The sequence below is a fragment of the Pseudomonas sp. LBUM1647 genome (assembly GCF_059716175.1).
The window spans coordinates 4,954,154-4,972,360 of the sequence record NZ_CP166809.1; the positions used below are offsets into that span (position 1 = coordinate 4,954,154).

Below are 18,207 nucleotides of genomic sequence, written 5' to 3' on the forward strand. Positions count from 1 at the left end.
ATTGATTCCTCAGAAGCCCATGCTCAAGTGTTCAGCGATAGGACCCAGCGCCAATGTCGGCAGGAAGGTCAAACCACCCACCAGCAAAATGGTCACGGTCAGCAAGGTCACAAACAGCGGACCATGGGTCGGGAAGCTGTTCTGGCCGATCGGTGCGGTTTTCTTCATCGCCAGGCTGCCGGCCAAAGCCAGTACCGGAAGGATGTAACCGAAGCGACCGATCAACATGCCAAGGCCCAGCATCAAGTTGTGAAACGCGGTGTTGGCACCGAAGCCGCCAAACGCCGAACCGTTGTTGGCACTGGCCGAGGTGTAGGCGTACAGCAACTGGCTGAAACCGTGAGCACCGGGGTTACTCACCGCCGCGACCGGGCCCGGCAGGCTCGCGGCAATCGCGCCGAGTACCAGCACGCCGACCGGCATCACCAGCAAGGTCACCACCAACAGTTGCACTTCTTTGGCCTGGAGTTTTTTGCCGAGGTATTCCGGGGTACGGCCGATCATCAGGCCGGCGAGGAACACGGCGATCAACACGTTCAACAACATGCCGTAGAGCCCGGCACCGACGCCGCCGAAGATCACCTCGCCGACCATCATGTTGACCAGCGCGACCATGCCGGTCAGCGGGTTGAGGCTGTCGTGCATGCCGTTGACCGAACCGTTGGACGCCGCCGTGGTAGTCACGGACCACAGCACGGTGGCGGTGGTGCCGAAGCGCGCTTCCTTGCCTTCCAGCGGCGCGGTCTGTTCGACGGCGACGTTGTTCAGGGTCGGGTTTGGTTGGTATTCAGCCCACAGCGACGTCGCGCCGCCGATCAGGAACAATGCAAACATGCAGGCCACAATCGCCCGGCTCTGACGCAGGTCTTTCACGTAGTGGCCGAAAGTGAAGACCAACGCCACCGGAATCAGGATGATCGAAGCCATCTCGAACAGATTGCTCCACGCCGTCGGGTTCTCGAACGGGTGCGCCGAGTTGACGCCGAAGAAGCCACCACCGTTGGTGCCCAGTTGCTTGATCGCAATCTGGCTGGCGGCCGGGCCGAGCGGGATCACCTGATCGACACCTTGCATGGTCACGGCATTCACGTAGTGCGCGAAGGTTTGCGGCACGCCCTGCCAGACCAGATACAGCGCCAGCAGCAAGCACAACGGCAACAAGCCGTAGAGGGTGGCGCGGGTCATGTCGACCCAGAAGTTGCCGAGGGTCTTGGTCGACTTGCGACCGATACCGCGGCACAGCGCAACCAATACCGCCAGGCCGGTGGCGGCGCTGACAAAGTTCTGCACGGTGAGGCCGACCATCTGACTCAGGTAGCTGAGCGACGCTTCGCCGCTGTAGGCCTGCCAGTTGGTGTTGGTCATGAAGCTGATGGCAGTGTTGAACGCCAGCGTCCACTCCTGACCCGGCAGGTTTTGCGGGTTCAGCGGCAAGTGGTCCTGGAACAACAGGATCGCGAACAACAGCAAAAAGCCCGCGAGGTTGAAGGCGAGCAAGGCCAGGGTGTATTTCTGCCAGCTCTGTTCGGCCTGCGGATCAACGCCAGCCACCCGATAACACCCGCGCTCTACCGGTCCGAGAATCGGCGAAAGCCAGGTGCGCTGCCCTTCCATCACCTTGTAGTAGAAGCGCCCCAGAAACGGCGCCGGAACCAATACCACCGCGAAGAACGCGAGGATCAGCCAATAGTCATAACTGTGCATAGCCGCTCCTAGTTCCGGTCCGCGCGCAACAGCGCAACCAACAGATAAATGAACAGCCCCACTGCCAGTAGCAGTGACACCCCGTCCAGAACGCTCATGGAAGTTCTCCGTGTTACGGCGTATTGCCGCGTGTGGAGTCATTGTCGGCAGGGAGGCTGTAAAGGAACGAGAGCGAGGGGTGCGGCGGGGAATAAAGAAAGCGTAAAGAGTGGGTTTATGGCTTCGTTACAGCTTGGTTTGTGGCGTCTGGACTGGCCTCATCGCGAGCAAGCTCGCTCCCACATTTGGAATGCGTTGGTCGTGACGACGCTGTCCATTGTGGGAGCGAGCTTGCTCGCGATGGCGGCATAAAAGACACCTCTGCCCCCAACTGGCGCACAAAAAACAGTCATTCGGGGGCAAACATCCCCGATACGACGCCTTTCTGCACTTTACGACCGCCATCACAACACTGGCACGCCCACTGCAAACGCCCTCTCCCGAGCTTTCCAAACCGTTCAGGGAGCAACGCATGAACACACAACTCAAACCCACGCTGGGCACGCTGCACCTGTGGGGCATTGCGGTCGGGCTGGTGATTTCCGGTGAATACTTCGGCTGGAGTTACGGCTGGGGCGTGGCAGGCACACTCGGTTTTCTGGTGACGTCCTTTATGGTCGCCACGATGTACACCTGCTTCATCTTCAGTTTCACCGAGCTGACCACCGCGATTCCTCACGCTGGCGGCCCCTTTGCCTACAGCCGCCGCGCCTTTGGCGAGAAAGGCGGACTGATCGCGGGGCTGGCGACACTGATTGAATTTGTCTTCGCCCCGCCGGCCATTGCCTTGGCAATCGGTGCCTACCTCAACGTGCAATTCCCCGCACTCGACCCGAAACACGCAGCGGTCGGTGCCTACATCGTGTTCATGGGCCTGAACATCCTCGGGGTGAAACTGGCGGCGACTTTCGAACTGGTGGTCTGCGTACTCGCAGTGGCCGAACTGCTAGTGTTCATGGGCGTGGTCGCTCCGGCGTTCAGCTTCAGTAACTTCGCGCTGAATGGCTGGGCCGGTTCCGATGTGTTTGGCGCCCCGGCGATTGCCGGGATGTTCGCGGCGATTCCCTTCGCCATCTGGTTCTTCCTGGCCATCGAAGGCGCCGCCATGGCCGCCGAAGAAGCCAAAGATCCGAAACGCACCATTCCAAAGGCCTACATCAGCGGCATTCTGACCCTGGTTTTGCTGGCGATGGGCGTGATGTTCTTTGCCGGCGGCGTCGGTGACTGGCGCACCTTGTCGAACATCAACGACCCGCTGCCGCAAGCGATGAAAACCGTGGTTGGCGAAAGTTCGGGCTGGTTGCACATGCTGGTGTGGATTGGCCTGTTCGGCCTGGTGGCGAGTTTCCACGGCATCATCCTCGGCTACTCGCGGCAGTTCTTCGCCCTCGCCCGGGCCGGTTACCTGCCGGCGTCCCTGGCCAAATTGTCACGTTTTCAGACCCCGCACCGGGCAATCATCGCCGGTGGCGTGATCGGGATTGCCGCGATTTATAGCGATGGTTTGATCAACCTGGGCGGCATGACGCTGACGGCGGCGATGATCACGATGGCGGTCTTCGGGGCGATCGTGATGTACATCATGAGCATGCTCAGCCTGTTCAAACTGCGCAAAACCGAACCGAATCTGGAGCGTACTTTTCGCGCGCCGTGTTACCCACTGGTGCCGTTCATTGCACTGGTGCTGGCGGTGGTCTGCCTGGTGGCAATGGCCTGGTTCAACACGTTGATCGGGTTGATCTTCCTGGCCTTCATGGCGGTGGGGTTCGTGTACTTCATGCTCACGGCGCAACTGCGTGCCGATGCACCGGCGGATGCGATGCTGACCGGGCTCTAACCTCCCCTGTAGGAGCTGCCGCAGGCTGCGATCTTTTGATTTTGGCGATGCAACTGACGCTAAAGATCAAAAGATCGTCCGAACGCGGCCCGAGCCTGCGGCAGCTTCTACAAGGATGTACAGTGTCTACGGCAGATCAGGCATAGAATGGAACCACTGCGAAAATTAATCGCTCAAAGTGGTATGCACGATCGATTGGCGAAATCCGCCAATCGGCCTGCCCTCAAGGAGAGCCCTATGCCCTGGTATGCCTGGTTGATTCTGATCGTTGCAATCGGCTCGATCGTTGGTGGTTTGATGATGTTGCGTGACACCGCCAACAAGGTCGATCTGACCGAGGAGCAACGCAAACGCGTCGCTGAACGCAACGCGCAAGCGGATGCCAAGGATGCGCAGGACCGCTAGATCAAAAGATCGCAGCCTTCGGCAGCTCCTACAGGGTTTTGCGCCAAGCACGACCAATGTAGGAGCTACCGAAGGTTCGGGCCGCGTTCGGATGATCTTTTCGCTTTATTTCTCCCAATCGGCCTTGGCAATGTGCAAGCCATGCAGCCCTTTGTACGCAGCACGTTCAGGCTGGCTCCACCCCACAAGCAACGAATCCTCCAACCGATAAATCTCCACCCCGAGCGGGCGACACACGCTTAGCGGGTCCTGCGCATCCGGCCCCCACATGGCCAGTGACAGGTCGCCGCCCGGGCAGGTCGAGAGCGCGCAGAGCAGATCGATTTCGGCAAAAAACTCCAGGTAATCGCCTTTCTGCGCCGGACAGGCTTTCATGAAGTACATGTCATCGTGGTTCAGGCCCGTGCACTGGAAAATGTTCAGCACGTCATGCACGTCGAACTCGGTCAGCCCATGAGGTAGCACTGCGCGGGTCAGGTTCGAATGGCAGTGATGGTGGAAGTCTTCGCCGGTGAGCATTTTGTTCACATAAGGGTCGCAGCGGGTGCCGAGCAAATCGTGCAAGCGAGCGCCATGTTCATCAATCCCGTAACCGGCCAGGCTGTCATCGGTGATGGTCACCAGCGGCCGCAGAAAAGGCAGGTTTGACCAGAGCCGGTCATGGGTGCTGACGTGTGCGCCCTGTAACTGCCGGGTCCGTGCCGCCCACAAACGCTCCCGGGGATCGTTGGCATTCCAGACGTTGAAATCCCCGACTTGCGGGCCGACGGGCGTGGTCACCCGGAACACATGCCCGGCCGGCACTTTCCAGGCGCGACCGGTGCGAATCGGCACCTCGAATTCCTCAATTAGCGTGCGCCCGTCCTTCTTGTCGCGGATCCGTTCGTAGAAGGCTTTGTCCACCTGCAAGGCAGAACCTTTGCTGACTTGATAGGCCGCCGGATAGTCTTTGTACATGGCACGAATCCTCGATCAGTGATGGGAAGAACGGGTAAGCATCTGCAACAAGAGGTTTTCAGAATCGTCGAGATACAGGCTCATGGCATCCTCGGCCGCGCGTTTGTCGCCCTCGGCCAACAACTCATGAATCTGCCGGTCACGCGCCAACCAGGGCGCCTGAAAACGAGATTCATCGGGGGCGGTGCAGAACACCAGGCGCAATTGCGCGACGACGTTAGTGAAGAACTCGTCGAACAGTGGACTGCGCAGCAATCCAACGATGTGTTGATGAAAGGCCAGGCTGTGGGTGCCGACGGCGCGCCAGTCTTCGCGCTCCCGGGCAAGCTCGGTGGCTTCCAGGGCTTCGAGCATCCGGTCGGATTGATAGTCGCGCAGCGGCTGACTCGCGCTGATGGCCTGCAGCTCCAGGGTACGCCTGACGTTGAACAGATCCCGCACGTCTTCGACGCCCAGCCTGCGCACCATCACGCCCTTATTGCGCACATAACGGGTCAGACCTTCCTGCCCCAGGCGATGCAGCGCTTCGCGAATGGTATTGCGGGAGGCGTTGTAGGCGGACACCAGATCGTTTTCCACCAACGCCATGCCGGGCAGCAACCGGCCGCCAATGATGTCGGCGCGCAACTCAAGCGTGATGTGGTCGGCCAGGGACAGTCCGCTGTTCATACTCATTGCCTCGTGATTGTTCAACAATCGTCAGTTAATGAGTAATCACTATTCGTGCCATGTGTTGAAACGACGTTCTACCAAGATCGACGCATCTGCATGCTTTTTAGAAGTAGAAGTACAATCACCATCCCATTTTCATTGGTTAATATGGCGCATTGTTGCGGAGATACCCGATGCGTTACTCGCAGGACAATAAAGCCCAGACCCACCAACGCATCATCAAGGAAGCGTCAGCACGCTTTCGCCGCGATGGCATTGGCGCGACAGGTCTGCAACCGCTGATGAAAGCACTGGGCCTGACTCACGGCGGCTTCTACTCGCACTTCAAATCCAAAGACGAACTGGTGGAAAAGGCTTTGCAAGCCGCAGGCGAGCAGGTCGATGTGATTTGCGCCGAGCTCTTCGCCCAGGATCGACCGCTGGAAGCGTTCATCGACGCCTATTTGTCCGAATGGCACCAGACTTCACCCGATGAAGGTTGCCCGTTGCCGACCATGTCATCGGAACTCGGCCTGCGCGGGCAGCAAAGCCCGACCACTGACGTGGTGCTCAACGCACGGCTCGAACAAGTGCAAGGCACTCTTGAAGACGAGGACGCCGCCGACCAAAGCATCGTCATCATGTCGACGCTGGTCGGGGCTTTACTGCTGTCACGCAGTGTCGAGAACCCCGAGCTGGCGCAGCGGATTCTCGACGTGACTCGCGCCTATCTCAAACAACCCCGGGACTAACCCTCCCAACGCTTGAACAGCACGCTGGCATTCACCCCACCAAACCCGAAGCCGTTGGACAGCGCGTATTCGATGGCCATCGGCCGCGCCTGACCGTGGACAATGTCCACACCTTGGGCGGCGGGGTCCGGGTTATCGAAGTTGAGGGTGGCCGGCACGACCTGATCGCGAATTGCCAACAGCGTGAAGATCGCCTCGATACCGCCCGCTGCGCCGAGCAAATGCCCGGTGGCCGATTTGGTCGATGTCACGGCGATTTTGTTATCCGTGCCGAACAACGCCTTGATGGCTGCCAACTCTCCCAAGTCCCCGACCGGTGTCGAGGTTGCATGAGCATTGAGATGCTGCACCTGCGCCGGCGAAATGCCTGCCTGGGCCAATGCCAGCGACATCGCCCGTCGCGCACCGCTGCCATCCTCGGGCCCCGCCGTCAGGTGATAGGCGTCGGCGCTGGTGCCGTAACCGACCAGTTCCGCCAGCGGTTGAGCACCGCGGGCCAAGGCATGATCCAGGGATTCAATCACCAGAAGGCCCGCGCCCTCCCCCATGACAAAGCCATCGCGGCCACTGTCGAACGGCCGGGAGGCACGCTCCGGGGTGTCGTTGTATCCGCTGGACAAGGCACGAGCAGCGGCAAACCCGGCGAGACTGACGCGGTCAATCGCCGCTTCCGCGCCGCCACACACCGCAATATCTGCCTCACCACAACGAATCAGCCGCGCCGCATCACCAATCGCCTGGACCCCGGCCGCGCAAGCCGTCACCGGAGCACCCAACGGCCCCTTGAAACCGTGCTGGATCGACACATGACCCGCGGCGAGGTTGACCAGAAATGAAGGAATGGTGAACGGCGACAGGCGTCGCGGCCCACGGCTGTCCGTGGTGCGCACCGCATCCGCTATCGCACCGAAACCACCCACGCCGGAACCGATAATGGTTGCCGTACGCTCCTGGGCATTGGCGTCCGCCGCTTGCCAACCGGCCTGCTCCAGCGCCTGACGCGCCGCTTCCATGGCGAACATAATGAAGCGGTCCATCTTCTTCTGCTCTTTGGGCGCCGTCGCCCGGTCCGGGTCAAAACCAGCCTCGGGATCGTCAGCCAGCGTCGGCACGGCACCCCCGACCTTGGCCGGCAAATCGGCAACCACTTCGTCCGGCAAATTGCGCAACCCGGAACGCCCGGCCAACAGACGCGACCAAACGGCTTCGACGCCAGAACCCAATGGCGACACCAGGCCCATGCCTGTTACAACTATTCGACGATCACTCATACCGCAAATACCTCAAGCCGATTCATGACGCCTCACTTGTAACGCGCGGCGGCCTTACTTTTGGAAAGATTCGGCGCCATTACATGACGCGCTGCAACGAAGGCATCCCAGTCGGCCGCATCCGGCAACGAAGGAATGGTGATCAACTCACCCTGGTCCAGACCCGACAACGCCGCATCGACCATATTATCGGCTTCCATGACCATATCCGCCGGAATCTGCGTTGCGTCTATGCCGGAGCGTTCCCAGATTTCGGTGCGTGTGACGCCTGGCAATACTGCTTGCACCTTGACCCCAGTGCCCTCCAGTTCGGCGTTCAACGACTGCGTCAGACTTAACACATAAGCCTTGCTGGCGCTGTAAGTGGCATTGAAGCGCTCGGGAAACAACGCCACCACTGATCCAATATTGATGATCGTCCCCCGACCCGCCTTGGCAAAGCTGGCGGCCGCTGCCGAGGCCAGTCGCGTGACCGTTGTCACGTTCAGTTGAATCAAACGTTCCAGCTGATCCATGTCGGCATTGGCCAACAAACCATCCGCTGCAACCCCGGCGTTGTTCAGCAGCAGGCTGATACTTGAATCACTGCGAAGACGCTGTTCAAGCTTCAGCACCTCATCCTTTTGCGTCAGATCCGCCTTGAGCACCTCGACCTGAACGCCATGCTCGGCGCGCAGCTTGCTCGCCGCAGCTTCCAGCCGCTCTTGATCACGAGCCACCAATAACAAATCAAAACCACGCGCCGCCAACCGCTCGGCGTAAATCGCACCGATACCGGAAGAAGCACCGGTGACGAGGGCCGTACCTTGGGACTGAGTGCAAGTCATGACAGTGCTCCTGGAGTGATTGAGGGAAAGACAAGCGCCTGAACCTCAGAACGCTTTGGCGAATGATTGATTTATTATAGGCATAATCTTAGCCGTATATGATAGCCGTAATTTTTCCCGCGTCGACGGAAGGTCCGCCTTTGTAGGAGCTGCCGAAGGCTGCGATCTTTTGAGCCACTCTCGCCAGAATGCAAAAAAGGCCGGTCAATGACCGGCCCTCTTGGCGTTGATCTACAAGCTTAGTTCACCTCAAGCTTCTCGCGATTCTTATCCAGAATGGCTTTTCCAATGCCCTTCACTTCGAGCAATTCGTCCACGGACGCAAACGGCCCATTACCCTCACGATAAGCAACAATTGCCTTGGCCTTGGCCTCGCCCACACCAGCCAACTCGCGCTGAAGGGTTGGCGCATCAGCCTGATTCAAATCGACCTTGGCGGACTCTGCCTTGGGAGAAACCTCCAACACCAACGGTGCATTGCCAGCCTCGGGCTTGGCCGTCGGCGCGGCAATGGCAGCAATAGAGGCGCTGGTGAGCAGGGCAAAAACCAGAGAGTAGAAATAGCCAGTACGCATAAATGAAGCTCCATGACATCGATTGAGAAAGCAGCTTTTCCGAAGCTGCCTTCCAAACTTAGGCGATGTCTGGAGCCTGTCAAAAATGTGTCCGTTACAGGATGTGAAACAATCAGGGTTCGAGACGACGTTGCTGGTAGATCCAGTCAACGATTTCGCCATCAGGGGTGTAGCCGCTGACGGTTTCGCGCAGGAGCTGGCGGACGCGAGCGTAATCATCCTGATCAACGGCCACCAACAACTCCGACAAACGCCCCTTGAGCACATCCCAGGGCAGATGATCTTCGTTGGCGCTCATGATCATCGGATGTTGCGTCGCTGCCACGTTGTCGCCGATCAGCAACTCCTCGTAAAGCTTCTCACCGGGACGCAGACCGGTGAATTCGATGGAGATGTCGCCTTGCAAATTCTTGTCCGAACGAACGCTCAAGCCCGACAGGTGAATCATCTTCTCCGCCAGCTCGACAATCTTCACCGGCTCGCCCATGTCCAGAACAAACACATCACCACCCTGCCCCATGGAACCCGCCTGGATCACCAGTTGTGCGGCTTCGGGGATGGTCATGAAATAGCGAGTGATTTTCGGATGCGTGACCGTCAACGGGCCACCGCATTTGATCTGGCGGTGGAACAGCGGGATCACTGAACCGGAGGAACCCAGCACATTGCCAAAGCGCACCATGGTGAAACGGGTCTTGTTGACCCGGGAGACATTGGCCTTGTCGCCGAACAGCACCGGGGCAATTTCACGACTCAACGCTTGAAGCGTCATTTCGGCGAGACGCTTGGTACTCCCCATCACATTCGTGGGGCGAACAGCCTTGTCGGTGGAGATCAACACAAAATTGGAAACACCAGACTGCAACGCAGCCTGGGCAGTGTTGAGCGTGCCGATGACGTTGTTGAGCACGCCTTCGGCGATGTTGTGCTCGACCATCGGGACGTGCTTATAAGCGGCAGCGTGGTAGACGGTGTCCACGCCCCAGGTCTTCATCACATCCAGAAGTTTGTCCTGGTGGCGGATCGAGCCGAGGATAGGAAGCAAACGAACAGGAACCGACTTCCTGCTGGCGCGCTGCTCCAATTCCGACAGAATGCTGTAGAGGTTGAATTCGCTGTGCTCGAACAACAGAAGCGTCGTCGGCCCAAGCGAGAAAATCTGCCGGCTAAGCTCCGCGCCGATAGATCCGCCAGCGCCCGTGACCATCACTGTCTTGCCTTTGATACAGCGTTCGAGCAGGTCTGGTTGCGCTGGTACCGAGTCGCGACCCAAAAGGTCCGCAATATCCACTTCCTGGATATCTTCGACCTTTACCCGGCCGCTGGCCAGATCGGTGAAGTTGGGTACGCTTCGGATATGGAGCGGGAAACGCTCCAAAACAGTGAGAATTTCCCGACGTCGTGCGCGGGTAGACGACGGCAGAGCCAGGAGAATTTCCTGCGCGCCGGTTACGTCAATCATCTGTTGGATGTGTTTGGGTTTGTAGACCTGTAGTCCTGCAATCGAACGATCCGCGATGCTCGGATCATCATCGATAAACGCCACGGGACGCATGACTCGGCCCATGCGAAGTGCCGCTACAAGCTGGTTGCCGGCCACACCTGCACCGTAGATGGCGACTTTGGTGAGGCGATCGTCGCGACTGGTGAACGGTACGTGCTGGGCGGCCGTGAACCAGTCGCCCATGAAGTATTGACGCATGCACAGGCGCAGGCCGCCGATGATGACGAGGCTGAGCCACCAGTAGTTGAAGACAATAGAACGCGGCACCACCGTTTCGTGGTTGCTGTACCAATAGACCACGACTGCCAGAATCAACGCAGACAAACTGACGGCCTTGATAATTGCAATCAACGCGTCGTTGCCGAAATAGCGCATCACTGCCCGATACATGCCGAAGCGGATAAACAGGGGAATGGCGACGACCGGGGCACTGACAAACAGCCAGAAATGAACCCTGAAAGGGTTGTACATATCATCGATACCCAGACGGACGATAAACGCCAACCACAAGGCAACCCAGACCAGAAAAATGTCTGTGGCAACCTGTATCAATCGCTTCTGGCGCCTGGGAAGCCCTACAAGACTCGCCCGGACCCGATCCATGAACTCTTCAAACACCTCAGCCTTCTCCCTTCAACTGCCGCATCACCGTGGTGAAACTTTACAGGCGCATCTCATGCACTTTAATCCTAAATAACAGAACTGTTACTCAGTTCTTCACCGATGGCCCTTCAAGCTCGCCAGCACGAAACTTGATCGCCAGCATAACCAGTGGAGCATAGGCCATAATCAAACCCAGGCTTGAGTTCAGGCCAAATTGCGTAACGCCTAGTGCGATAGGCAACAACCAAAGCAAATTGATCGCGCCCACCGCCACAGTAACCGGTAAATGGCTGCCAAACCGACGGGAGGCAAACTGATAGGCATGGCTGCGGTGTGCTTCGTAAATCTTGTCGCCCCTAAGTAAACGGCGAAACAGAGTGAAAGTCGCATCGACAATAAATACGCCGAGCAGAATCAGCCAACCCCATAGCAAGTCAGCAGAGACCCAGGCCGCTTGCAGTGAGAGCCCACCAAGGACAATCCCCAGGAATCCGCTCCCGGCGTCCCCCATGAAAATTCTGGCTGGGGGGAAATTCCAAAAGAGAAAACCAACTACGGACACGGCCAATAACAATGGAGCCCAGACCAAGTCCGTTGCACCACTCACCCAATACAGGAGGCAAGCCCCAAGGCAAACGCAAATCGCCTCGACGCTGGCAATGCCGTCGATACCATCCATGAAGTTGTATAGGTTAAGTAGCCATACCAGATAAAACGCTGCTAACACATGGCCAAACCACTCGAGGTCGAAGGTCCCCCCGCCGATTTCAACAACGGGTAACCCACCGATCCAGAACAGTAACCACGCCGACGCAGCGAAATGTCCCAACAAGCGCCAACGTGCTGCGATGTGTCCGTGGTCATCCATAAATCCGATAACGGCGATAATTGCTCCCCCACCGGCAATCGCAAAAAACGCCGAGAAAGGCATCAACCCAGCAAACAAGAGCATCCCCAAAGCTAATGTAAACGCCAGGACAATTGCCACTCCGCCACCTCGAGGTGTGGGAACTGAATGAGAACTACGGGCGTTGGGAATATCCATCAGGCTTCGAGACAGAGCGTAACGGCGCAGCGCCCAGGTGAGGGAAAAAGACACAGCAACGATGACAGGGATAAACCAGCCATAACTCATGATTTACGGGAATCCAGAAAATGTTGTGCCGTCAGGCTCAACGCTTTATCGAGGGTGACCGGAGGAGTCCAGCCTAATAGTTGTCGGTTTTTGCTGATATCAACCTGCAAGGACCCGAGAACACGATCCGACAGCGCTCGCTGGCCCAGTAATGCTGCCGCACCGCTCATGAGCCAGGCAGGTATTGGCAACAATATGGCAGGTCTGCCCAAGGCGCCCGCCAGCTTGCGCAGTAACTGTGTGGTCGACACGTCCTCGCCGTCACTGACCAGGAACACTTGATTGGCAGCCGCTGGGTGGTCGGAACAGGTCACGATAAAATCCACCAGATTGTCTATGGCGACGAGACTTCGCTGGTTGTGAACAGCGCCAAAAGGCAAGGGAACACCGCGATACAGCCAGCGCATCATGCTAAGAAAGTTGGCTTTGACCCCGGGACCGTAGACCAGCACCGGGCGGATGATCACCACTTCCATACCAGTAACTGCGGCAAGCTCCTTCAAGCCTTGCTCTGCCTCAAGCTTGGAGATCCCGTAGGGGTCAATCGGAGCAGGCACATCATCTGCGCTGTAGACGGTGCCGGGCTCAGCACCCTCTCCGTTCACCTTGATCGAGCTGATGAAAATAAAACGCTTCGTTCCGCTCGCTGCGGCTTGGCGAGCGAGGTTTAACGTTGCCTCGGTATTGACTTCACGAAACGCGCCCAGCGGATCGGAAGCAACTTCTTTCATAACGTGAACGCGAGCAGCCGCATGGACAACAACGTCGACGTCAGTGAGGGCTTCACTCCAATCGTTTGTACCATTGAGACTCGTCAGAGGTAGCTGGCGCACACCCGTCGGGAGCACAGCCGACGTGGCTCGGACCGGCGCCACAACAAAACAGTCAGGCAACTGCACCAATCGTTCAATCAGCGCGCGCCCTAGAAAACCACTGCCACCAGTAACCAGGAATGTTTTCGAACTCATGGGTGGCCCTTGGGAATACATAAGAACATCAATGCTCGGGCACTGTGTCGCAACACATCAAAGCAGAGATCGATAAATCTCAGCATAGGATTTCGCCATCGAATCAGCTGAAAACACTTCTTCGAAACGCCGCGCAGCCGCCTCTCCCATCGAAGCAGCAACTGCTGGCTGATTCCAGAGCTGGTTCATAGCGCCTGCCAGCGCAATAGAATCGCGGGGAGGAACGACAAGCCCTGTTTCACCTGCGATGTTGATGTAAGTGGTGCCGGAGCCAATCTCACAAGAAATCATCGGCTTTCCGTACATCGCCCCTTCAAGCAACGAAATACCGAAAGACTCGGATCTCAGGTGCGACGGAAAAACGAACGCATAGCACAGCGTTAGTAGAGCCGCTTTGTCTTCATCAGGTAAGCCACCAAGAAAATGCACATTCGACAGCCCCAATTGATTTGCCTGAGCCTTGAGCTCCATCTCAAGGTGGCCACCCCCAAGAATGACGACGGGCAATTGAGTGGTTTTTGCAGCCTCAAGCAGATAGTCCAGTCCTTTGTAGTAGCGCAGAGCACCCACAAATAGGAAAAAACGCTCCCCTAGACGCGCTCGCCAGAAATCCAGTTTTTCAGCTGAAGGCGTCGGATAGGTTTGACGGTCCAGCCCATAGGGAACAACGCGAACTTTGTCTTTGAAGCGCGTCAAAACCGGACTGCTTTCAGCGTAGTTGGGTGATGAAGCAACGATACAGTCGACGCTAGACAGGAAGCGGTTCATTAACGGCTGATAAAGCTTGAGGAGTGTCTTCTGCTTGACGATATCAGAGTGATAACTGACGACGGCAGGCTTGCGAATTCGACTGGCGAAATGCACAAGATCCATGTAAGGCCACGGAAAGTGATAGTGAACAATGTCTGCCTTCTGCGCCAGCTCCGCGAAATCCTTGAAAGCCGAAAGCGAGAAACCGGTGGATGCTACGTGCAGGTCGAGTTTGGAGCGATGAGTCAGGTGGTGTCCCACCTGTTCATTACGCGCCGCACCTCGCTTGCTGAGATAAAGCACTTCGGATTCAAAGCCGTGCTTTGCGCCACCTTCAGCAATCTGAAAAATGACCTGCTCAATACCGCCCATGGTCTCCGGGTAGTAGGTCTTGAAGAAGTGCAGAACCTTGATCATTGTCCTTTGACCACCTTCTGATAAACCTGAAGCGTTTCCATTGCGCATCGCTCCCACGAGAATCTCGCGGCATGTAGCAAGCCTTGCTCAACGGCGCTGGAGCGCCACGTTTCATCTTCCAGGCCTCGCTGGATGAGTCCAGTCAATGTCTCGACGTCCTTAGCTTCGCACATCAGGGCCGCATCACCAGCAACCTCTGGGAGTGATGAGCTGTTTGAACAAACGACCGGGACACCAGAACTCATGGCCTCCAGAACCGGCAAGCCAAACCCTTCATACAGTGAAGGAAAGGTAAAAAGACGAGCCCCGGCAAACAGCAGGGGTAGGTCTTCACTGGGGACAAAGCCTAGATAAAAGGCCCAGCCCTCACGCCGGGCACTTTCGAGCCGTTGGTGAATGCTTTCGTTGCGCCAGCCGTGATAGCCAGTCAACACCAAAGGCCAGCGCTTGCGGACTTCGATAGGTAGTCGGGAGTAGGCGTCAAGCAACGTCTGGATATTCTTGCGAGGCTCGATCGTCCCGACAAACAGACTGTAACCATCAACCGTAAGACCGTGGCGTGAAAGCGTGCTTCTGAGTTCATCCGCGCTACGAGGATGAAACTCGGCAGAACTGGCAAGCGGCACCGTATAGATACGCTCGATGGGCCAGGAAAAGTACTCTGCCAACTCTTTACGTGTGTACTCAGAGTCCGTAATCAGTGCATCTGCTCTTACCAGTGTAGTTTTAAGCTCTTTCTGCAAATAGCGCACGAGTTGGGGCGCATGGCAGTGAGACCAGGTGAACGGAGACAGATCGTGGAAGGTAGCAACACTGCGACCAGCAAAGGGCGGCAGATAATAATTCGGGCTATGGTAAAGAAAATCACCATGGTTTTTTAATGCGCGCTTCCTGAGCAGCGGCATAAGAAGTCGATACGCTTCAACCGCGAGGAAATTTTTCTGTACTGCTCGTTTCAAGCCATAGCCGTTGCCCGACTCGTCGGCAGCCGTAGGCAGCGCTGGTAGAAACCGCCGGCCGGCAAAAAATTGCAGGTCGGTGATTTCCGGGTTCTGCTGCAGTCGCAGCGCCAATTCATAGGTGTAGCGACCAATACCGGTCAGCGGGAAGCGGACCGGTTCAACAGAAAGAATTAACTTCATTTATTCAGCCGTCAACATCCAGCCAAGAGTTTCGCCCAGGGACGGTGTTGTCCAGCCAGGTACCAGCGCCCGCAACTTCGAGTTGTCCCCACACAAGGTTTTCACCTCATTGGCTCGCACAAAGGCCGGATTCACTTCGACCTCGATATCATGCCCGGTGAACCCTTTGCACATTTCGATGACTTCGCGAAGAGAATGGGTATTGCCAGAGCTGACATTAATAGTCTGCCCCAGCGGCTTCGCCTCGATAAGCCCTCGATATGCCTTCACCAAAGCGCGAACATCGCTGAAATCACGCCAAACATCGAGATTACCCAATTCGATCTTTGGCGCCCTGCGACGAAAATGAGAAACAATTTTCGGCAACAGGAAGTTCTCGGCTTGGCCCACACCGGTGTAGTTGAAAGGACGAGTGATGACGATTGGCAGGCGCTCGTGCCAAAGGTTGGCCATGTACTCCATGGCCAACTTGCTAACGGCATAATCGTTAGCCGGTGCCGGCGTTGTGGTCTCCGACAACAGGCCACCCGATGCATTGCCATAGACATTGGCGCTGCTGGCGATGAGTACGCAGTCCAGCGATTTTCCACTGGCTTCAACAGCCTCCAGCAGATTACGCGTCCCTATCAAATTGACCTGATAGAACGCGTCCGCTGCACCATGCCCGACAAACGCCAATGCCGCGAGATGCACAACAACATCCGGCTGAATCTTTGCCAGCAACGTACGCAGACCAGGGCCATCGGCCAAGTCCACCTGGTGATAATTGCGATCATCGGAAGGCTGACTGCCCAACCCGATAACCTCGTAGCCATGAGCCCGAAGTTCATCCGCCATGTAACGACCGGTGAAACCTTGAATACCTGTAATCAGCGCACGTTTGCTGGCAATGGTCATCAGAACGAAAATCCTTGTTCATTACGACGCAAGTCAGCTTCGACCATCATGCGGCACAACTCTTCCAGAGAAGTCTTCGGTTCCCAACCCAAAACTTCCTTGGCTTTGGCCGGGTTTCCGATCAACAACTCAACCTCGGTTGGGCGGTAGAATTTCGGATTGATGGTGATCAGCACTTTACCGGTGGCAGTATCAGTACCTTGCTCAGCCTCGGCAGCACCCGACCACGAAATAGTGATACCAACAGCCTTGAACGCCATGGAAACGAAATCGCGAACGGTCTCGGTGCGGTTAGTTGCCAATACAAAAGTATCCGGTTCATCAGCCTGCAGCATGCGCCACATCCCTTCTACGTATTCCTTGGCAAAACCCCAGTCGCGCTTGGCGTCGAGGTTGCCCAGTTCTATCTTGTCCAACAGACCCAGCTTGATCTTGGCAACGGAGTCAGTGATTTTGCGGGTCACAAACTCACGGCCACGCAGCGGGGATTCGTGGTTGAACAAGATACCGCTGGTGGCAAAAATCCCGTACGACTCACGATAGTTGATGGTCATCCAGTGAGCGTAGAGCTTGGCCACACCATAAGGGCTGCGCGGATAGAAAGGCGTGCTTTCGATCTGCGGGATAGCCTGGACCTTGCCAAACATCTCTGAGGTAGATGCCTGATAGAAACGAACCTTCGGATTAACGATCCGAATCGCTTCGAGAAGGTTTACCGCACCGAGACCGGTGATCTCTGCGGTAGTAATCGGCTGCTCGAACGAAACACCCACGAAGCTTTGCGCAGCAAGGTTGTAGACCTCGGTGGCTTCGGTGGTTTGCAGCAGGCGGATGCTGGCCGATAGGTCGGTCAGGTCATATTCGACCAAATGCAAATTAGGGTTGGACTGGATGCCCAACTCTTCGATACGCCAGAAATTAACAGAACTGGTGCGACGGTAGGTACCGTAAACGGTGTACCCCTTCTCCAGCAGCAGTTCCGCCAGGTAGGCGCCGTCTTGACCAGTGATGCCAGTAACGATTGCTTTCATGCGAATCCTCTAAACTCCATTTTGAGCCTTGGTTGGTTTGCTCATCAACATGCACCGCGGGCGCCGTAGCGACCATTCTAGTTCGTAATGATACCTAAATTGCCGTATCCGATCCACGAACCCCACATACCGCAAGATAGCCGCCGCGTTTACCATGGCATCTCTGGCGAGCAGTTCCACAGCAGTAGCGCTTCATAGCCTTCAACCGACTGCGCCTGCAGCAACCGCTCCAGTAAGTGGCGCAGCCACGAATAGGGTTCCTGGCCGTTGATAGTTTCCACCAGGCTGTAGATCTACGCGCTGGAGGCTGAGCCCCTGGGCGTGGCGCTGAACAGCCAGTTTTTGCGTCCGATGACAAACGACTTTATCGCTCTTTCGGCCGCGTTATTGTCGATCGGTAAAAAACCAGGCTCTACATAGCGCTCCAGCCGGCTCCAGATGTTCGCTAGATAATGTAGCGCCCTTCCCCGGAGCACTATGCGCCGTGACCTTCGGTTGAGTTTTATCCAGCCAGCTGTTCATCTGAGCGAGGATCGGCAGGGTCTTTTCCTCACGACCAGCGAAGCGCTGCTCATCACTAGCGTCCTTGAGCTCACGCTCAAAAATTGAGCAGAAGCAGTTGAACCACCTGGGTCAGTTTTCAGTCGGCAGAACAGCCTTTACTGGGTCAGTTTTCGATCAGCGGCAACAAAAAGGCCACTGACAGTGCGGCAACGTTTCGAAGCACGTCGAGTGTGTAGAT

Annotated in this window: 17 protein-coding genes and 1 pseudogene; 3 read left to right on the plus strand and 15 right to left on the minus strand. The window is 56.8% G+C overall.

From position 1 onward, the window contains the following. Positions 1-9: 9 nt before the first annotated feature. Positions 10-1,704: a potassium-transporting ATPase subunit KdpA gene (gene kdpA, locus ACA059_RS22715; protein ID WP_497631079.1), complete on the minus strand. Its 1,695-nt coding sequence runs from the start codon at positions 1,702-1,704 to the stop codon at positions 10-12. A gap of 8 nt (positions 1,705-1,712) precedes the next feature. Beyond that, positions 1,713-1,802, minus strand: a complete 90-nt coding sequence (kdpF, locus tag ACA059_RS22720; protein WP_007899818.1) for a K(+)-transporting ATPase subunit F — start codon at positions 1,800-1,802, stop codon at positions 1,713-1,715. 413 nt (positions 1,803-2,215) lie between these two features. On the opposite strand from kdpF, the gene eat reads away from it, so the two are divergent. Further along, positions 2,216-3,580: an ethanolamine permease gene (gene eat / locus ACA059_RS22725; protein WP_497631080.1), complete on the plus strand. Its 1,365-nt coding sequence runs from the start codon at positions 2,216-2,218 to the stop codon at positions 3,578-3,580. A gap of 237 nt (positions 3,581-3,817) precedes the next feature. After that, on the plus strand, positions 3,818-3,985 hold the full coding sequence (locus ACA059_RS22730) for a DUF2897 family protein (RefSeq protein WP_497631081.1): 168 nt from the start codon (positions 3,818-3,820) through the stop codon (positions 3,983-3,985). A gap of 105 nt (positions 3,986-4,090) precedes the next feature. Here the strand turns inward: ACA059_RS22730 and ACA059_RS22735 are convergent, their stop codons facing one another. Continuing rightward, complete coding sequence (locus tag ACA059_RS22735; RefSeq protein ID WP_497631082.1) at positions 4,091-4,942, minus strand: urea carboxylase-associated family protein; 852 nt, start codon at positions 4,940-4,942, stop codon at positions 4,091-4,093. A gap of 15 nt (positions 4,943-4,957) precedes the next feature. Next, a complete protein-coding gene (locus tag ACA059_RS22740; RefSeq protein WP_497631083.1) occupies positions 4,958-5,611 on the minus strand; it encodes a GntR family transcriptional regulator in 654 nt (217 codons plus the stop codon). 176 nt (positions 5,612-5,787) lie between these two features. Between ACA059_RS22740 and ACA059_RS22745 the strand changes: the two genes are divergently transcribed. Then, positions 5,788-6,345, plus strand: a complete 558-nt coding sequence (locus tag ACA059_RS22745) for a TetR/AcrR family transcriptional regulator (RefSeq protein WP_497631084.1) — start codon at positions 5,788-5,790, stop codon at positions 6,343-6,345. Here ACA059_RS22745 and fabF read toward each other — a convergent pair. The 11 genes and pseudogenes from fabF to ACA059_RS22800 all read right to left on the minus strand — a co-directional run. Beyond that, the gene (gene fabF, locus ACA059_RS22750) at positions 6,342-7,616 is read right to left on the minus strand and encodes a beta-ketoacyl-ACP synthase II (RefSeq protein WP_497631085.1); all 1,275 of its coding nucleotides are present in this window, start codon (positions 7,614-7,616) and stop codon (positions 6,342-6,344) included. The two genes, ACA059_RS22745 and fabF, sit on opposite strands and share 4 nt — an antisense overlap. 32 nt (positions 7,617-7,648) lie before the next feature. Continuing rightward, positions 7,649-8,443 (minus strand): SDR family NAD(P)-dependent oxidoreductase, encoded by a 795-nt coding sequence (locus ACA059_RS22755; protein WP_497631086.1) that lies wholly within the window; start codon positions 8,441-8,443, stop codon positions 7,649-7,651. Positions 8,444-8,682: 239 nt separating this feature from the next. Continuing rightward, entirely contained in the window at positions 8,683-9,018 is a 336-nt protein-coding gene (locus tag ACA059_RS22760) for a ComEA family DNA-binding protein (protein WP_497631087.1), read from the minus strand. Between the two features lie 112 nt (positions 9,019-9,130). Beyond that, positions 9,131-11,125 carry a polysaccharide biosynthesis protein gene (locus ACA059_RS22765; protein WP_497634716.1) on the minus strand — a complete coding sequence of 665 codons (1,995 nt, stop codon included), beginning with the start codon at positions 11,123-11,125 and terminating at the stop codon, positions 9,131-9,133. A 106-nt stretch (positions 11,126-11,231) separates the two neighbouring features. Continuing rightward, the gene (locus ACA059_RS22770; protein ID WP_497631088.1) at positions 11,232-12,260 is read right to left on the minus strand and encodes an MraY family glycosyltransferase; all 1,029 of its coding nucleotides are present in this window, start codon (positions 12,258-12,260) and stop codon (positions 11,232-11,234) included. After that, positions 12,257-13,228 carry a UDP-glucose 4-epimerase family protein gene (locus ACA059_RS22775; protein ID WP_497631089.1) on the minus strand — a complete coding sequence of 324 codons (972 nt, stop codon included), beginning with the start codon at positions 13,226-13,228 and terminating at the stop codon, positions 12,257-12,259. Before ACA059_RS22775 ends, ACA059_RS22770 begins: the two co-directional genes overlap by 4 nt. A 57-nt stretch (positions 13,229-13,285) precedes the next feature. Then, positions 13,286-14,395: a glycosyltransferase family 4 protein gene (locus ACA059_RS22780; protein WP_497631090.1), complete on the minus strand. Its 1,110-nt coding sequence runs from the start codon at positions 14,393-14,395 to the stop codon at positions 13,286-13,288. Next, positions 14,392-15,537, minus strand: a complete 1,146-nt coding sequence (locus tag ACA059_RS22785) for a glycosyltransferase family 4 protein (RefSeq protein WP_497631091.1) — start codon at positions 15,535-15,537, stop codon at positions 14,392-14,394. Before ACA059_RS22785 ends, ACA059_RS22780 begins: the two co-directional genes overlap by 4 nt. Next, positions 15,538-16,434, minus strand: coding sequence for a GDP-mannose 4,6-dehydratase (locus tag ACA059_RS22790; protein ID WP_497631092.1), 897 nt, complete (start codon positions 16,432-16,434; stop codon positions 15,538-15,540). After that, positions 16,434-17,465, minus strand: coding sequence for a GDP-mannose 4,6-dehydratase (gene gmd / locus ACA059_RS22795; RefSeq protein ID WP_497631093.1), 1,032 nt, complete (start codon positions 17,463-17,465; stop codon positions 16,434-16,436). The genes ACA059_RS22790 and gmd overlap by 1 nt, the downstream gene beginning before the upstream one ends. 149 nt (positions 17,466-17,614) lie before the next feature. Then, positions 17,615-18,065: pseudogene (locus tag ACA059_RS22800) on the minus strand (IS66 family transposase); the annotation flags it as partial. Positions 18,066-18,207: the final 142 nt, after the last annotated feature.

Excerpts from the sequence above, each read along its gene's own strand:
- kdpA (WP_497631079.1), bottom strand. The coding sequence starts at position 1,704 with ATGCACAGTTATGACTATTGGCTGATCCTCGCGTTCTTCGCGGTGGTA.
- kdpF (WP_007899818.1), bottom strand. The coding sequence starts at position 1,802 with ATGAGCGTTCTGGACGGGGTGTCACTGCTACTGGCAGTGGGGCTGTTC.
- eat (WP_497631080.1), top strand. The coding sequence starts at position 2,216 with ATGAACACACAACTCAAACCCACGCTGGGCACGCTGCACCTGTGGGGC.
- ACA059_RS22730 (WP_497631081.1), top strand. The coding sequence starts at position 3,818 with ATGCCCTGGTATGCCTGGTTGATTCTGATCGTTGCAATCGGCTCGATC.
- ACA059_RS22735 (WP_497631082.1), bottom strand. The coding sequence starts at position 4,942 with ATGTACAAAGACTATCCGGCGGCCTATCAAGTCAGCAAAGGTTCTGCC.
- ACA059_RS22740 (WP_497631083.1), bottom strand. The coding sequence starts at position 5,611 with ATGAACAGCGGACTGTCCCTGGCCGACCACATCACGCTTGAGTTGCGC.
- ACA059_RS22745 (WP_497631084.1), top strand. The coding sequence starts at position 5,788 with ATGCGTTACTCGCAGGACAATAAAGCCCAGACCCACCAACGCATCATC.
- fabF (WP_497631085.1), bottom strand. The coding sequence starts at position 7,616 with ATGAGTGATCGTCGAATAGTTGTAACAGGCATGGGCCTGGTGTCGCCA.
- ACA059_RS22755 (WP_497631086.1), bottom strand. The coding sequence starts at position 8,443 with ATGACTTGCACTCAGTCCCAAGGTACGGCCCTCGTCACCGGTGCTTCT.
- ACA059_RS22760 (WP_497631087.1), bottom strand. The coding sequence starts at position 9,018 with ATGCGTACTGGCTATTTCTACTCTCTGGTTTTTGCCCTGCTCACCAGC.
- ACA059_RS22765 (WP_497634716.1), bottom strand. The coding sequence starts at position 11,125 with ATGGATCGGGTCCGGGCGAGTCTTGTAGGGCTTCCCAGGCGCCAGAAG.
- ACA059_RS22770 (WP_497631088.1), bottom strand. The coding sequence starts at position 12,260 with ATGAGTTATGGCTGGTTTATCCCTGTCATCGTTGCTGTGTCTTTTTCC.
- ACA059_RS22775 (WP_497631089.1), bottom strand. The coding sequence starts at position 13,228 with ATGAGTTCGAAAACATTCCTGGTTACTGGTGGCAGTGGTTTTCTAGGG.
- ACA059_RS22780 (WP_497631090.1), bottom strand. The coding sequence starts at position 14,395 with ATGATCAAGGTTCTGCACTTCTTCAAGACCTACTACCCGGAGACCATG.
- ACA059_RS22785 (WP_497631091.1), bottom strand. The coding sequence starts at position 15,537 with ATGAAGTTAATTCTTTCTGTTGAACCGGTCCGCTTCCCGCTGACCGGT.
- ACA059_RS22790 (WP_497631092.1), bottom strand. The coding sequence starts at position 16,434 with ATGACCATTGCCAGCAAACGTGCGCTGATTACAGGTATTCAAGGTTTC.
- gmd (WP_497631093.1), bottom strand. The coding sequence starts at position 17,465 with ATGAAAGCAATCGTTACTGGCATCACTGGTCAAGACGGCGCCTACCTG.